General features: G+C 70.7%; 12 protein-coding genes. 8 read left to right on the forward strand and 4 right to left on the reverse strand.

The window, feature by feature from the left end; genetic code table 11:
- The 7 genes from AOJ26_RS00905 to AOJ26_RS00935 all read left to right on the forward strand — a co-directional run.
- Window positions 1-931, forward strand: a 931-nt coding sequence (locus tag AOJ26_RS00905; protein ID WP_078959683.1) for an SDR family oxidoreductase, incomplete at its 5' end; no start/stop codon positions are given.
- Window positions 928-1,797, forward strand: coding sequence for a metal-dependent hydrolase (locus AOJ26_RS00910; protein ID WP_053846201.1), 870 nt, complete (start codon window positions 928-930; stop codon window positions 1,795-1,797). The genes AOJ26_RS00905 and AOJ26_RS00910, both read left to right, overlap by 4 nt.
- Complete coding sequence (locus tag AOJ26_RS00915; RefSeq protein WP_053846202.1) at window positions 1,794-2,732, forward strand: MerR family transcriptional regulator; 939 nt, start codon at window positions 1,794-1,796, stop codon at window positions 2,730-2,732. The genes AOJ26_RS00910 and AOJ26_RS00915 overlap by 4 nt, the downstream gene beginning before the upstream one ends.
- Before the next feature lie 122 nt (window positions 2,733-2,854).
- Window positions 2,855-3,427 carry an RNA 2'-phosphotransferase gene (locus tag AOJ26_RS00920; RefSeq protein WP_053846203.1) on the forward strand — a complete coding sequence of 191 codons (573 nt, stop codon included), beginning with the start codon at window positions 2,855-2,857 and terminating at the stop codon, window positions 3,425-3,427.
- Between the two features lie 24 nt (window positions 3,428-3,451).
- Window positions 3,452-3,907, forward strand: coding sequence for a hypothetical protein (locus tag AOJ26_RS00925; RefSeq protein WP_234358396.1), 456 nt, complete (start codon window positions 3,452-3,454; stop codon window positions 3,905-3,907).
- Window positions 3,908-3,959: 52 nt separating this feature from the next.
- Window positions 3,960-4,862 (forward strand): LLM class flavin-dependent oxidoreductase, encoded by a 903-nt coding sequence (locus AOJ26_RS00930; RefSeq protein ID WP_053846205.1) that lies wholly within the window; start codon window positions 3,960-3,962, stop codon window positions 4,860-4,862.
- Between the two features lie 83 nt (window positions 4,863-4,945).
- Window positions 4,946-5,830: a Cof-type HAD-IIB family hydrolase gene (locus AOJ26_RS00935; protein ID WP_078959684.1), complete on the forward strand. Its 885-nt coding sequence runs from the start codon at window positions 4,946-4,948 to the stop codon at window positions 5,828-5,830.
- A 131-nt stretch (window positions 5,831-5,961) separates the two neighbouring features.
- On the opposite strand, the gene cydD is transcribed toward AOJ26_RS00935, so the two are convergent.
- The 4 genes from cydD to hisC all read right to left on the reverse strand — a co-directional run bounded on the left by cydD (window position 5,962) and on the right by hisC (window position 13,319).
- Window positions 5,962-9,465, reverse strand: coding sequence for a thiol reductant ABC exporter subunit CydD (gene cydD / locus AOJ26_RS00940; RefSeq protein ID WP_053846207.1), 3,504 nt, complete (start codon window positions 9,463-9,465; stop codon window positions 5,962-5,964).
- 57 nt (window positions 9,466-9,522) lie between these two features.
- On the reverse strand, window positions 9,523-10,527 hold the full coding sequence (cydB, locus tag AOJ26_RS00945) for a cytochrome d ubiquinol oxidase subunit II (protein WP_053846208.1): 1,005 nt from the start codon (window positions 10,525-10,527) through the stop codon (window positions 9,523-9,525).
- Between the two features lie 18 nt (window positions 10,528-10,545).
- A complete protein-coding gene (locus AOJ26_RS00950; protein ID WP_053846209.1) occupies window positions 10,546-12,054 on the reverse strand; it encodes a cytochrome ubiquinol oxidase subunit I in 1,509 nt (502 codons plus the stop codon).
- A gap of 185 nt (window positions 12,055-12,239) precedes the next feature.
- Window positions 12,240-13,319, reverse strand: coding sequence for a histidinol-phosphate transaminase (gene hisC / locus AOJ26_RS00955; protein WP_053846210.1), 1,080 nt, complete (start codon window positions 13,317-13,319; stop codon window positions 12,240-12,242).
- A 437-nt stretch (window positions 13,320-13,756) separates the two neighbouring features.
- Between hisC and AOJ26_RS00960 the strand changes: the two genes are divergently transcribed.
- Window positions 13,757-14,869, forward strand: a complete 1,113-nt coding sequence (locus tag AOJ26_RS00960; RefSeq protein ID WP_078959685.1) for a LacI family DNA-binding transcriptional regulator — start codon at window positions 13,757-13,759, stop codon at window positions 14,867-14,869.
- Window positions 14,870-15,117: the final 248 nt, after the last annotated feature.

Raw genomic sequence — 15,117 nt, forward strand, 5'->3', positions numbered from 1 at the left:
GCACTGGATCCCCCGCTCCCGCCCCGACCAGGTGTCCGCGTGGATCACGGAGTTCGTGACGTCCGTCGAAGGCGGCCGGACCCCCGTCCGGGCGACCGGGAAGCACGCCGACCGGTTCGGCGGACAACTCGTCCTCGTCACCGGCGCCGGCAGCGGCATCGGACGGGCCACCGCGTTCGCCTTCGCCGAGGCCGGCGCGCGCGTGGTCGCCGTCGACCGGGACGCCGAGTCCGCCGCCCGCACCGCCGAACTGTCCCGGCTGCTCGGCGCCCCCGAGGCCTGGGCGGAGACCGTCGACGTCTCCGACGAACAGGCCATGGAGGAACTCGCCGCCAAGGTCGCCGCCGAGTACGGCGTGGTCGACGTCCTGGTCAACAACGCCGGCATCGGCCTCGGCGGCCCCTTCCTCGACACCACCACCGAGGACTGGAAGAAGGTCCTCGACGTCAACCTGTGGGGCGTCATCCACGGCTGCCGCCTCTTCGGCCGGCAGATGGCCGAGCGCGGACAGGGCGGCCACATCGTCAACACCGCCTCGGCGGCCGCCTACCAGCCCTCCCGCGCACTGTCCGCCTACGGCGCCTCCAAGGCCGCCGTCCTCATGCTCAGCGAAAGCCTGCGCGCGGAACTGGCGGGCCGGGGAATCGGTGTCTCGGCGATCTGCCCCGGCTTCGTCAACACCTCCATCACCTCCACCGCGCGCTTCGCGGGCGTCGACGCGGACGAGGAGAAACGCCGCCAGAAACGCACGGCCCGCCTCTACGAGCTGCGCAACTACCCACCCGAGAAGGTCGCCGACGCCGTCCTCGGAGCGGTCGTGCGCAACCAGGCCGTCGTACCGGTCACCCCCGAGGCCCGCGCCGCGCTCGCCCTGTCCCGGTGGGCGCCGAGGGCACTGCGGGCGATCGCACGCCTGGAGCCGCCGCGATGAGCCACCGGATCGCCCCGCGCCGGGTGGCCTTCGACTGGTCCCGCACCCCCTTGCACTGGATCCCCGGCGAACCCACCGCCACCCACGTCATCAACGTGCTGCACCTGCTGCTGCCCGCGGGGGAACGCTGGTTCGTGAAGGTCTTCAAGGAGGGCCTGCCGCTGGTCACGGACCCCGGACTCCGCGCCGACGTCAAGGGGTTCATGGGGCAGGAGGCCACCCACAGCGTCCAGCACACGCACGTGCTGGACCACTTGGCGGCGCAGCGGCTCGACACCGCCGCCTTCACCCGGCACGTCGACTTCCTCTTCGAGCGGCTGCTCGGCGAGCGCCCACCCCTCGACGCACCGGTCCCCGCGCGGGAGTGGCTGCGGTTCAGGCTGTCGGTCGTGGCCGCCGTCGAGCAGTTCACGGCGGTGCTCGGCGACTGGGTCCTGGCCGCCGACGGCCTCGACCGGGCCGGCGCCGACGAGGTCATGCTCGACCTGCTGCGCTGGCACGGCGCCGAGGAGGTCGAACACCGCGCCGTCGCCTTCGACATGTACCAGCACTGCGGCGGCACCGGGGCACCCCGCTACGTCCGCCGGGTCGCGGGCATGGCGGTGACGGCCCCGGTGATGCTGTACCTGTGGGTATGGGGCACGGCCTACCTGATGCGTCACGATCCACAGTCGGCCGGGCGGCTGCGCTACTCCCTCAAGGAACACGAGAAGGCCGTACGAAAGGGTCTGCTGCCGGCCTGGCGGGAACTGGGCGCGGCCGTACCGCGCTACCTTCGCCGGTCCTACCACCCGTCGCGGGAAGGGTCGTCGAGCCGCGCGGTGGAGTACCTGAAGCGGTCCCCGGCGGCGAAGGCGGCCTCGTGAGCGACACCCCCGCCTACCGGATCGAGGACCTCGCCCACCTCAGCGGCGCGACCGTCCGAACCATCCGCGCCTACCAGGACCGCGGACTGCTCCCCCGACCCGAGCGCCGCGGGCGCGCCAACCTCTACACCGACACCCACCTCGCCCGGCTGCGGCAGATCGCCGACCTCCTCGACCGCGGCTACGGCCTGGCCTCCATCAAGGAGCTCCTGGAGGCCTACGACTCCGGTCGCGGCCTGGGCGGGATCCTCGGCCTGGTCGCCGAGGTCGACGGCCCCTGGACCGACGAGGAGGCCGTCCGGGTCTCCCGCGCCGAACTGGACGCACGCTTCGGCGGCACCCCCGACGAGGCCGCGGTCGCCGAGGCGGTGGAGCTCGGCGTGCTGGAGCCAGTGCCCGGTGACGAGGACTTCTTCCTCGTGCCGAGCCCTCAAGAGCTCGCCGTGGCAGTCGAGTTGCACGCCGCAGGAGTGCCGCTCTCCGCGATCTCGGGCCATCTGCGGGAGTTGAGGGGTCAGGTCGAGCACATCGCCTCCCGTTTCCTGGAGTTCACCACCGAGCACGTCTTCGCCCGCTACCTCGAAGGCCCCCACCGGCCGAGCGACTCCGACGCCGCCGAGGCGGCCTCACTCGTACGACGGCTGCGACCCCTCGCACAACGGACCGTGGACGCCGAACTCGCCCGCGCCATGAGGGTGTTGGCGGTACAGCACCTCCGGCAGCACCTCGGTTCGGGAGAGTCGCAGGACGGGCGTCCCGTGTCACGTTCCGTGGCCGTTCCCGAGGAGACGATGCGGGCGGTGGAGGAGCTGGTTGGGGCGGAGCGGGTGGCGGAGTTCTTTGCGCTGGCGGCCGAACGGGAGGTGCGGGCACGGAAGTTGGATGCGCTCACGTCAACTGGACGGCCCCCGATCGATCTTGACGAAGTGGACTGACATGACAGGGAGTTGTCCACAGAAACTCCAAGTAGCCTGTGGATAACTACAGTTGGTTGTGGATCAAACATCGGCGCCAAAATCATTCGCGTGATTCACGTCTCTCCCGGCACCCTGGCGAGATGAATGAGAACAAGCCACGCGAGGGAGACGAGAGACGCACCGTGAAGGTGTCGAAGTACCTCTCGAAGCATCTGCGCCACCAACCGGAACGGATCGGGCTCACGCTCGACGAGGCCGGCTGGGTCGAGATCGACGAGCTGATCGCCGCGGCCGCCGCACACGGCTTCCGTTTCACCCGCGACGAGCTGGACCACGTGGTCGCCGCCAACGACAAGCAGCGCTTCGCGGTCGAGGGCACCCGCATCCGCGCAAGCCAGGGCCACAGCATCGACGTCGACCTGGGCCTGCCACCGGCGACCCCGCCGCCGTACCTCTACCACGGGACCGTGGGCCGCTGCCTGGACGCGATCCGCGCCGAGGGACTGCGGCCCATGAACCGGCACGACGTGCACCTGTCGGCCGACCGCGAGACCGCGACCCGGGTCGGTGCCCGCCGCGGCCGCCCCGTCGTGCTCTCCGTCGACGCGCAGGCCATGCACCGCGACGGCCACGTCTTCCACATCAGCGCGAACGGGGTGTGGCTGACCCAGGCCGTGCCACCGCGCTATCTGCGATTTCCCCAGCCGCACTGAACCAGGTGGGAGATGATCGACGCCATGGATCACGGCACGAACCACCTCCCCACCACTGAGGCAGCCGTCACCGCGCTCCGCTCCCTCGCCGCCGAGTACGGGCTCACCTTCGAGGTGACCCACGACATCGGGGCCGACCAGACCTCCCGCCGCAGCGCCGCGGGCGTCGGCGTCACCACCGACCCGGACGGCACCCTGCCCCACGAGGCGTACGTCGAACTCGGCGGCCGGCCCCAGGTGGATGTGCGCCTCTTCCCTGACGACGACGCCCTGATCACCGTCGACGGAGTCGAGTGCCCCGACGTCGCCCGCGACGACGTCCCCGCGTTCCTCCGCGCCCTCTACGACGGCCACGCCTGGGTGAAGGCACGCCGCTTCCCGCCCAGCCACTTCCTGATGGTGCCGCTGCCGGGTGACCGTGTGCACAAGGAGTTCATCACGGTGAGCCTCAGCCCTTGGCTCAGCGCCCGCACCCAGTGACCGTGCGTCACTGTTTCACGTGAAACACGGCTCGGCGCATACGCTCGGACACATGAGTCTGCGCCTGAGCACCGTGATCCTCCCGTACCGCCGCTGGAACGAGGGGGGCCGCGAGGCATGGCAGCGCGCGGAGCAGCTCGGCTTCCACACCGGGTACACCTACGACCACCTGTCCTGGCGCACCTTCCGCGACGGGCCCTGGTTCGGTGCCGTGCCCACCCTGACCGGCGCCGCGGGCGTCACCGACCGGATGCGCCTGGGCACCCTGGTGACCTCACCGAACTTCCGCCACCCGGTGACCCTCGCCAAGGAACTGATCACCCTCGACGACATCTCCGGCGGCCGCGTCACCCTCGGCATCGGCGCGGGCGGCACCGGCTTCGACGCCACCGTGCTCGGCCAGGATCCGTGGAGCCCGCGCGAACGCGCCGACCGGCTCGCGGAGTTCGTCCCGCTGCTCGACCGCCTGCTCAGCGAGGACTCCGTGTCCTATGACGGCGACTTCTACTCGGCGCACGAGGCCCGCAACCTCCCCGGCTGCGTCCAGCGGCCCCGGCTGCCCTTCGCCGTGGCCGCCACCGGGCCCCGCGGTCTCAAGCTCGCCGCACGCCACGGGCAGGCATGGGTGACCACCGGCGACCCGAAGCTGTACGAGAACGGGACACCCGAGCAGTCCGTCCAGGCCCTCAGGGGCCAGATCGACAGGCTCACCGACACCTGCGCGGCGCTCGGCCGGGACGTGAGGACCCTGGACAAGATCCTGCTCACCGGTTTCACCCCCGACCGTGGCCGTCCGCTGGACTCCCTCGACGCGTTCGTCGACTTCGCGGGCCGCCACCGGGAGCTCGGTTTCACGGAACTCGTGATCCACTGGCCGATCCCCGACTCGGTCTTCGCCGCCGACGAGAAGGTCTTCGAGCAGATCGCCATGGAGGCACCGGCACAGGTGGGCTGAGACAGCCGCACCGGGACATGTGAGGTACGCCCCGCGTCATCTATGTCTCACCTGTGCGGGCACCCGCACGGTCGTGCACGCATATGCGGGAGAATGAGCGGGTGACCTCAGCGACTCGACAGCCCGAGACCCCGGCCGCCGACATACCGCCGCGCCTGATCGCCACCGATCTCGACGGCACTCTGCTGCGCGACGACAAGTCGGTGTCCCCCCGCACGGTCGCGGCCCTCGCCGCCGCCGAGGAGGCCGGCATCGAGGTCTTCTTCGTCACCGGCCGCCCCGCCCGCTGGATGGATGTCGTCAGCGACCACGTCCACGGCCACGGCCTCGCCATCTGCGGCAACGGCGCCGCGGTGGTCGACCTGCACGGCGGCCCCGGCGCCCACCGGTTCGTGAAGGTGCGCGAGCTGGCCCGGGAGAACGCGCTGGACGCCGTACGCCTGCTGCGCGAGGCGGCGCCCGGCACGGTGTACGCGGTGGAGCAGACGTACGGCTTCTACCAGGAGCCGGACTATCCCAAGCTGCACATGGAGATCCCGGACAACCTCGCGCCCGCCGAGGAACTGCTGGCCGAGGACGGTCCCGGTGCCGCCGAGCCGATGCTGAAGATCCTCGCCTACCACCCCTCGATCGACCCGGACGCCTTCCTCACCCTTTCCCGCCTCGCCATCGGCGAGCGTGCCAACGTCACCCGGTCCAGTCCCAGCGCCCTGCTGGAGATCAGCGGCCCCGGGGTCTCCAAGGCCAGCACGCTCGCCCTGTGCTGTGCCGAGCGCGGCATCTCGCACGAGCAGGTCGTCGCCTTCGGGGACATGCCCAACGACATCGAGATGCTCACCTGGGCGGGACAGTCGTACGCGATGGGCAACGCCCACCCCGACGCGATCGCGGCCGCCTCGGGCCGGACCGTCGCCAACAACGAGGACGGGGTGGCCGTCGTGATCGAGCGCATGCTGGAGCGTATGTAGGAGTCGCGGCCGGCCGAGGGGCCCCGCGCGGCCGGCCCGGGCGCCCGGACGCGGTCCTGTTCAAGGCGTACGGCTGGGGGACAGGTTGCTGCGCACGGGTCAGTGCGGCACCCGTTGGGAGCCGGCCGTCCTCAGTGGGCGGTCACCAGGAGCTCCGACTCCGCCTCCCGCTCGGCCATCCCCCGCAGCGGTCCCTCGGCACCCGCCAGCTCCCGGTAGGAGCCGCGCTGCACGATCCGGCCCTCGTCGAGTACGACCACCTCGTCCACCGACTCCAATCCCGCCAGGCGGTGCGTGATGAGGAGTGTCGTACGGCCCTCGGTGGCGGCCAGCAGATCGGCGGTGAGCGCGTCGGCGGTGGGCAGGTCGAGATGTTCGGCGGGCTCGTCCAGCACGAGGACGGGGAAGTCGGCGAGCAGTGCCCGGGCCAGCGCTAGCCGCTGGCGCTGACCGCCGGACAGCCACGCCCCGTGCTCGCCGACCAGGGTGTCCAGCCCGTCGGGCAGACTCTCCGCCCAGTCGAGCAGGCGGGCCCGCCGCAGCGCGTCCCGCAGTTCCTCCTCGCTCGCGTCCTTCCTGGCGAGGAGGAGGTTCTCGCGCACCGAGCTGTCGAAGAGGTGGGCGTCCTGGGCGCACAGCCCCACCAGCCGCCGTACGTCGTCGCTGGGCAGCCCGTAGGCGTCCACGCCTCCCAGGGTGTAGGTACCGGCGTCCGCGTCCAGGAAGCGCAGCAGCACCTGCGCGAGGGTCGTCTTGCCGGAGCCGGAGGCGCCGACCACGGCGATCCTCCGGCCCTCCGCGAGGGTCAGGTCGAGGCCCGCGAGCGCGTCCCGGTCCTGGCCCGCATGCCGGGTGGTCACTCCCCTGAGGACGACGGGGAACGGCGAGGCGGGTGCCTGCCGGGCGTGCTCCGGCTCCCGGACCGGCTCGGGCGCGTCCAGCACCTCGTGGACGCGCTCAGCGCTCCTGCGCACCCGCTGGCGGTACTGCACGGCGAGCGGCAGTCCGAGGACGGCCTCGAAGGCGGCCAGCGGAGTGAGGACGACGACGGCCATGGTGACCCCGCCGAGCCGGCCTGAGGCGACCGCCTGGGCGCCTACGAGGGCGGTCGCGGTGACGGTCAGGCCGCAGATCAGGGCGGTGAGGCCGTCACCGAGTGCGGTGGCGGTGGCGGCGCGGGAGGCGATCCGGGTGAGGACGCCGTCGGCCTGCCGCGCCTCGGCTGTACGGGCGGGCAGGGCACCGGCGACGGTCAACTCGGCGGTCCCGGTGAGGAGGTCGGTCACCCTGGTCGACAGTTCCCCGCGGGCGGGGGCGAGTCTGCGTTCGGCGCGGCGGGCCACGGCTCCCGTGACGAGCGGGACCCCGACGCCGGCGGCCAGCAGGCCCAGGGCCAGCGCGGCACCCGCTTCCGGCAGCAGCCAGGCCGTGAAGCCCACGGAGGCCGCCGACACCACGACGGCGGCAACGGCGGGCAGCAGCCAGCGCAGCCAGTAGTCCTGGAGGGCGTCCACGTCGGAGACGAGCCGCGAGAGCAGATCACCCCGGCGGGCCGTGCGCAGACCGGCGGGCGCCAGCCGCTCCAGGCGCCGGTACACGGCGACCCGGGTGTCGGCGAGCATGCGCAGAACGGCGTCGTGCGACACCAGCCGCTCCGCGTACCGGAACACGGCCCGCCCGATCCCGAAGGCCCGGGTCGCCGTCACGGCCACCATCAGGTACAGCACGGGCGGCTGCTGTGAGGCCCGCGAGATGAGCCACCCGGAGGTGGCCATCAGTCCCACGGCGCTGCCGAGGGCGAGGCTGCCGAGCAGCAGCGCGAGCCCGAGCCGGCCCCGCCGGGGGCCCGACATGGCACGGACGCGGGCGAGAACACCGCGTGCCTCTGCTGCCCGCTCGATCGTTCCGGGCTCGGCCTGAACGCGGTCGCCCGGAACGGGGTCGCCGTCCTCCACCACGCGGGCCGTGGACGTCCTGGCGGTGGCGTCCACAGGCGCCGGCGCCGCGGGCTCCTTGAGCCGCACCACCCGGTCCGCCACTCCGAGCAGCGCCGGCCGGTGCACCACCAGCAGCACCGTGCGCCCGGCCGCCAGCCGCCGTACGGCCGCCACGACCTCCGCCTCGGTCGCCCCGTCGAGCGCCGCCGTCGGCTCGTCCAGGAGCAGGACCGGCCGGTCCGCGAGGAACGCCCGGGCCAGCGCGAGCCGTTGCCGCTGCCCGGCGGACAGTCCGGACCCCTCCTCGCCGAGCACGGTGTCGGCACCCAGCGGGAGCGCGTCGACGAACCCCAGTGCCCCCGCGTCCCCCAACGCCCGCCGCACCGCGGCCTCGTCGGCGTCGGGCCGTGCCAGCCGGACGTTCTCGGTGATCGTCCCCGCGAACAGGTGCGGCCGCTGCGGCACCCACGCGACGCGCGACCGCCACTCCTCCAGGTCGGCCTCGGCAAGATCGGCTCCTCCGATCCGCACCCGGCCCTCGGCCGGCCGCACAAAGCCCAGCAGGACGTTCAGCAACGTCGACTTGCCCGCCCCGCTGGGCCCGACCAGCGCGACCGTCTCGCCCGGGGCGACCTCGAAGGACACGTCCGTGACGGCGTCCCCGGAGCGGCCGGGGTACCTGACCGTGACCCGCTCGAAGGCCAGCGCACCGGCGGGCACAGCGACCGTGCCCGATGCCGGCACCGGTGTCTCCAGCACCGAGAAGATCTCCTCGGCGGCCGCCAGCCCCTCCGCTGCCGCGTGATACTGCGCGCCCACCTGCCGCAGGGGCAGATACGCCTCCGGGGCCAGGATGAGGATGACCAGGCCGTCGTACAGGTGCATCTCACCGTGCACGAGACGCATCCCGATCGTCACGGCGACCAGCGCCACCGAGAGCGTCGACAGCAGTTCGAGCGCGAAGGAGGAGATGAAGGCGATCCGCAGGGTCCGCATGGTCGCCTGCCGGTACTCGCCGGTGATGCGCCGGATCGACTCGGCCTGCGCCTTGGCCCGGCCGAACACCTTCAGGGTCGGCAGCCCCGCGACGACGTCCAGGAAGTGCCCCGACAAGCGGGACAGCAGCCGCCACTGACGGTCCATCCTGGATTGCGTGGCCCAGCCGATCAGCACCATGAAGACCGGGATGAGGGGCAGGGTGCCGACGATGATGGCCGCCGAGACCCAGTCCTCGGTCACGATCCGTGCCAGCACCGCCACCGGTACGACCACCGCAAGGCCCAACTGCGGGAGATAGCGCGAGAAGTAGTCGTCGAGGGCGTCGACACCCCTGGTGGCCAGGGCGACCAGGGAACCCGTCCGCTGTCCGCTCAGCCACCCCGGGCCCAGCGCGGTGGCCCGCTCCAGCAGGCGTCCTCGCAGCTCCGACTTCACCGCTGCGCTCGCCCGGTGCGCGGCCAGCTCGGTGAGCCACGAGACGAGCCCCCGGCCGGCGGCGACGGCCGCCAACAGCAGCAGGGGAGTGCGGAGTTCAGCGACCGCCAGACCGTGCTGGAACGCGCCGACCACGATCTCGGCGATGAGCATCGCCTGGGCGATGACCAGCAGGGCGCCGAGAACGCCCAGGCCGACCACGGCCACCAGGAAGAGGCGGGTGGCCCGGGCGTAGCGGAGCAGACGCGGGTCGATCGGTTTCACGTGAAACACACCCTCTTCTCAAGGGGCACGTTTCACGTGAAACATGCCCCATCGGGCTCAGTGCGCGGCTTCGGCGATGTGCTGGGTGCCGATCCGCTTGCGGAACACCCAGTAGGTCCAGCCCTGGTAGAGCAGGACGACCGGCGTGGCGATCCCCGCGCACCAGGTCATGATCTTCAGGGTGTACGGGCTCGACGAGGCGTTGGTGACTGTCAGGCTCCAGTCCGCGTCGAGCGAGGACGGCATGACGTTCGGGAAGAGCGTCAGGAAGAGCATGGCCACGGCGGCCACGATGGTGACACCCGACAGCGCGAACGACCATCCCTCACGGCCCGCCTGGTTGGCCACCAGGGCGGCGACCAGCGCGGCCACGGCCACCACGAGCGCGACGAGGCTCTTGCCGTCACCGCTGTCGACCTGCGTCCACAGCAGGAAGATCGCTGCCAGCGCGGCCGCGGTGACACCGACCCGAGTCGCCAGCCTCCGTGCCCGCTCCCGGATCTCGCCGACCGTCTTCAGTGCCGTGAACACGGTGCCGTGGAAGGTGAACAGGGTCAGCGTCACCAGACCGCCGAGCAGGGCGTACGGGTTGAGCAGGTCCCAGAGGGAGCCGACGTACTCGAAGTTCCGGTCGATCTTCACCCCGTGCACGATGTTGCCGAAGGCCACGCCCCACAGGAACGCGGGGATGAGCGAGGTCCAGAAGATCGCGGTCTCCCAGTTGCGCTGCCAGTTCTCCTCGGGCCTCTTGGCCCGGTACTCGAAGGCGACACCCCGGACGATCAGGCAGACCAGGATGACCAGCAGCGGCAGGTAGAAGCCGGAGAAGAGCGTGGCGTACCAGTCGGGGAAGGCGGCGAAGGTCGCGCCGCCCGCCGTCAGCAGCCACACCTCGTTGCCGTCCCAGACCGGGCCGATGGTGTTGATCAGGACGCGCTTCTCGGTCCGGTCGCGGGCGAGCAGCTTGGTGAGGACACCGACTCCGAAGTCGAAGCCCTCCAGGAAGAAGTAGCCGGTCCACAGGACGGCGATGAGCACGAACCAGACGTCGTGAAGTTCCATGACTCGATCTCCCTCGGCCTAGTACGAGAAGGCCATCGGCTTGTCGGCGTCACGGGTGTCGCCGCCGATCTTCGTGGGCGGGTTGAGGTCGGCCTCGGTGAGCTCGGGCGGGCCGGCCTTGACGTACTTCACGAGCAGCTTGACCTCGACGACGGCGAGGATGGCGTACAGGGCCGTGAAGACGAGCATCGAGATGAGGACCTCGGCCTGGGAGACGCCGGGGGAGACCGCGTGCCGGGTCTGCAGGACGCCGTAGACGACCCACGGCTGGCGGCCCATCTCGGTGAAGATCCAGCCCCAGGAGTTGGCGATCAGAGGGAAGCCCAGGGTCCAGATCGCCACGAGCCAGTACAGCCTGCCGAGCTTGGGGCTGAGGGCCTTGTTCTTGAACAGGACCAGGTGCGGTACCTCGTCCTCGCCGACCCTCAGGTGCTGCGGGAGCATGAACTTCTTGCGGGTCAGCCAGAGTCCGGCCAGGCCGATGGCGAAGGACGCCATGCCGAAGCCGATCATCCAGCGGAACGCCCAGAAGGTGACGGGGATGTTGGGCCGGTAGTCCCCCGGCCCGTACTTCTGCTGCTCGGCCTTGTTGACGTCGTTGATGCCGGGGATGTACGAGGTGAAGTCGTCGTTGGCGAGGAAGGACAGCAGGCCCGGGATCTCGATGGCCACGCTGTTGTGGCCCTTCTCCACGTCGCCGTAGGCGAAGATCGAGAAGGGGGCCGATTCCTGGCCGTCCCACAGGGCCTCGGCGGCCGCCATCTTCATCGGTTGCTGCTTGAACATGACCTTGCCGAGCGTGTCGCCGCTGATCGCGGTGAGCATGCCGGCGACGACCACGGTCACCAGACCGAGGCGCAGCGACGTCTTCATGACGGGGATGTGCTTCTTGCGGAACAGGTGGAAGGCCGCGATGCCGACCATGAAGGCACCGCCGGTCAGGAAGGTGGCCGACAGGGTGTGGAAGACCTGGGCGAGCGTGGTGTTCTGGGTCAGCACCGCCCAGAAGTCGGTGAGTTCGGCGCGGCCCTTCTCCTTGTTGATCCGGTAGCCGACCGGGTGCTGCATCCACGAGTTGGCCGCGAGGATGAAGTACGCCGACAGGATCGTGCCGATCGAGACCATCCAGATGCAGGCCAGGTGGATCTTCTTGGGCAGCTTGTCCCAGCCGAAGATCCACAGGCCGATGAAGGTCGACTCGAAGAAGAAGGCGATCAGGGCCTCGAAGGCCAGCGGGGCACCGAAGACATCACCGACGAAGCGCGAGTAGTCGGACCAGTTCATGCCGAACTGGAACTCCTGCACGATGCCGGTGACCACGCCCATCGCGATGTTGATCAGGAAGAGCTTGCCCCAGAACTTGGTGGCCCTGAGGTACTTCTCGTTCTCCGTCCGCACCCAGGCGGTCTGGAGGCCCGCCGTGAGGGCGGCCAGGGAGATCGTCAGGGGCACGAACAGGAAGTGGTAGACGGTGGTGATGCCGAACTGCCAGCGCGCCAGGGTCTCCGGCGCCAGAGCCAGGTCCACGTCGCCGCTCCTTACCTCACAGGCTTGTGGAACAAATGCGTGCGAAGCGTTCGCTTGTGAAAGCGTTCACATTCACAAGCTAGTATGCCGTACCTGCTTTCGATAAACGAAGGGGGGTCCCCGGTCAGCTCTGGGGACCCCCTGTGGCACTTCTCTGACCTGCGCGGACGCCAGGCCGGTGTGAGCTAGAGCTCCTTGCGGAAGCCCTCCGCCACCTTCAGGAAGATGTCGTTCGCCTCGGCCTCGCCGACCGTCACGCGTACACCCTCGCCCGCGAAGGGCCGTACGACCACACCGTGCTGCTCGCACGCGGCCGCGAAGTCGACCGTGCGCTCCCCCAGCCGCAGCCAGACGAAGTTGGCCTGGGTCTCGGGCACGGTCCAGCCCTGGGCGCGCAGCCCCTCCACCACCCGGTTGCGCTCGCAGACCAGCGAGCCGACCCGGCCCAGGAGTTCGTCCTCCGCCCGCAGCGAGGCGATCGCCGCCTCCTGTGCGAGCTGGCTCACCCCGAAGGGCACCGCCGTCTTGCGCAGGGCCGCGGCCACCGGCTCGTGGGCGATCGCGAAGCCGACCCTGAGCCCCGCGAGGCCGTACGCCTTGGAGAAGGTCCGCAGCACACAGACGTTCGGCCGCGTGCGGTACAGCTCCACACCGTCCGGCACCTGCGGGTCGCGGATGAACTCGCGGTAGGCCTCGTCCAGCACCACCAGCACGTCACTCGGCACCCGGTCGAGGAATCGTTCCAGCTCGGCCCGCCTGACGACCGTGCCCGTCGGGTTGTTGGGGTTGCAGACGAAGATCAGCCGGGTCCGGTCGGTGATCGCGTCGGCCATCGCGTCCAGGTCGTGCACATCGCCCGGCGTCAGCGGCACCCGTACCGAGGTGGCACCGCTGATCTGCGTGATGATCGGGTACGCCTCGAAGGACCGCCACGCGTAGATCACCTCGTCGCCCGGCCCCGAGGTCGCCTGGATCAGCTGCTGGGCGACGCCGACCGAGCCCGTGCCGGTCGCCAGGTGGGAGAGCGGGACGCCGAAGCGCTCGGACAGCTCCTCCATCAGTCCCGTGCAGGCCATGTCCGGGTACCGGTTGAAGGAGGAGACCGCGGCCGTCACCGTCTCCAGCACACCCGGCAGCGGCGGATACGGGTTCTCGTTGGAGGACAGCTTGTAGGCCACCGGACCGCCGGCGGCGGCGGGCTTGCCCGGCTTGTACGTGGGAATACCCTCCAGCTCGGCGCGCAGCTTGGGGCTCGTCTCGCTCACCGCAGTCCTCCTCTGGACCACCGACACATGACCACCGGACATGGCGGCCGACTCGGGCAGCCGGCTTCCAATACTGCTCACCTTATGAGGATTGGGCGCCGCTGCGTACAGGTGAGAGCCAACCTCATCCGCCCCACGGGCATCAGGGGCATCACCGTACGAAGGCAGACGAATCAAGGGGCGCGGTCACATATATCTATGCGCCGGTGGCTCGCGCCGTAGCGCGCGTCACCCGTGAAGGTGAGTTGAGACCTCTTCGAAACATCGGGGACTTGGCAGGCCCATGCGTGCCGACGAGTTACGTAGTGCCATTGGATCGTTTAACTGGCTTTGTTTCAAAGGTAGTTGGCAGTATATGACCTTGCAGAAACGTGCCTGTCAACGCGTGCATATGCGTCCGCCCTACCCCACCGCATGAGCCCTACTATCGGCTCGCCATGACAGCAGCAGGGAAGCACCAGGTGAGCCGCGCGGAAACCTCACGTCGAGGCAGTCGGCCGGGCCGGGCGGGCATCAGAGACGTGGCCGCCGCCGCCGGAGTCTCCATCACGACCGTCTCCGACGCCCTGAACGGCAAGGGCAGGCTCCCGGACGCCACCCGCCGCCATGTCAGGGAGGTCGCCGACCGACTGGGCTACCGGCCCTCGGCCGCGGCCAGAACCCTCCGTACCGGCAAGTCGGGACTCATCGGCCTGACCGTGACGACGTACGGGGATGAACCTTTCACCTTCACCGAGTTCGCCTACTTCGCCGAGATGGCGCGGGCCGCCACCTCGGCCGCGCTCGCCCGCGGTTACGCCCTCGTCATCCTGCCGGCGACCTCCCGCCACGACGTGTGGTCGAACGTCGCCCTGGACGGCACGGTGGTCATCGACCCGTCCGACCAGGACCCGGTCGTCAGCGAACTGGTCCGGCAGGGACTGCCGGTCGTCTCCGACGGCCGCCCGGCCGGCGCGCTCCCGGTCACCGCCTGGGTCGACAACGACCACGAGGCCGCCGTCCTCGGCATCCTCGACCACCTGGCCGACGCCGGCGCCCGCCGCATCGGCCTGCTGACCGGGACGACGACGGACACGTACACCCATCTGTCGACCACCGCGTACCTGCGCTGGTGCGAGCGAGTGGGACAGGACCCGGTCTACGAGGCCTACCCGGCGCACGACCCGTGCGCGGGCGCCGTCGCCGCCGACCGGCTGCTCGCCCGCCCGGACCGGCCCGACGCCGTCTACGGCCTGTTCGACCCGAACGGCACGGACCTGCTGGCCGCCGCCCGCCGCTACGGGCTGCGCGTCCCGGACGACCTGCTGATCGTCTGCTGCAGCGAGTCCACCGTGTACGCCAGCACCGAACCGCCCGTCACCACGCTCTCCCTCAAGCCGCGCCGCATCGGCACAGCCGTGATCCAGCTCCTCATCGACGCCATCGAAGGGGTCGAATCGGACCAGCCGGTCGAGCAGGTGATACCGACCGAACTGATCGTGCGCACCTCCTCCCAGCGGCGGGCCCCGCGCACGACGGTCAGCCCGCCGCGGTCGCCCGAGGAGGAGTAGGGAGCCGGGAGGCTCGGGCTCGGGTCACGGCGAACCGGCGGCTCCGGTCGGCCCGGACGGGCGTGGCGGTGCGGGGGGGTGCACGGCGGTGCGACTCACGGAGGTGGGGACCGGCGGCGTCGCGCCCGCCGTCAAACCAGCGGGGCGATCTGCCGCCTCCCGCGTCGGTGACCCTCTTCGCCGGGCTCCTGCCGAAGCGGAGCGTCAGGCAGGGGTCGAAGCCCTGCCCAAACGGGGCGAATGCCGCG

The sequence above is a fragment of the Streptomyces sp. NRRL B-24085 genome (genome assembly GCF_001282115.1).
GTDB lineage: Bacteria > Actinomycetota > Actinomycetes > Streptomycetales > Streptomycetaceae > Streptomyces.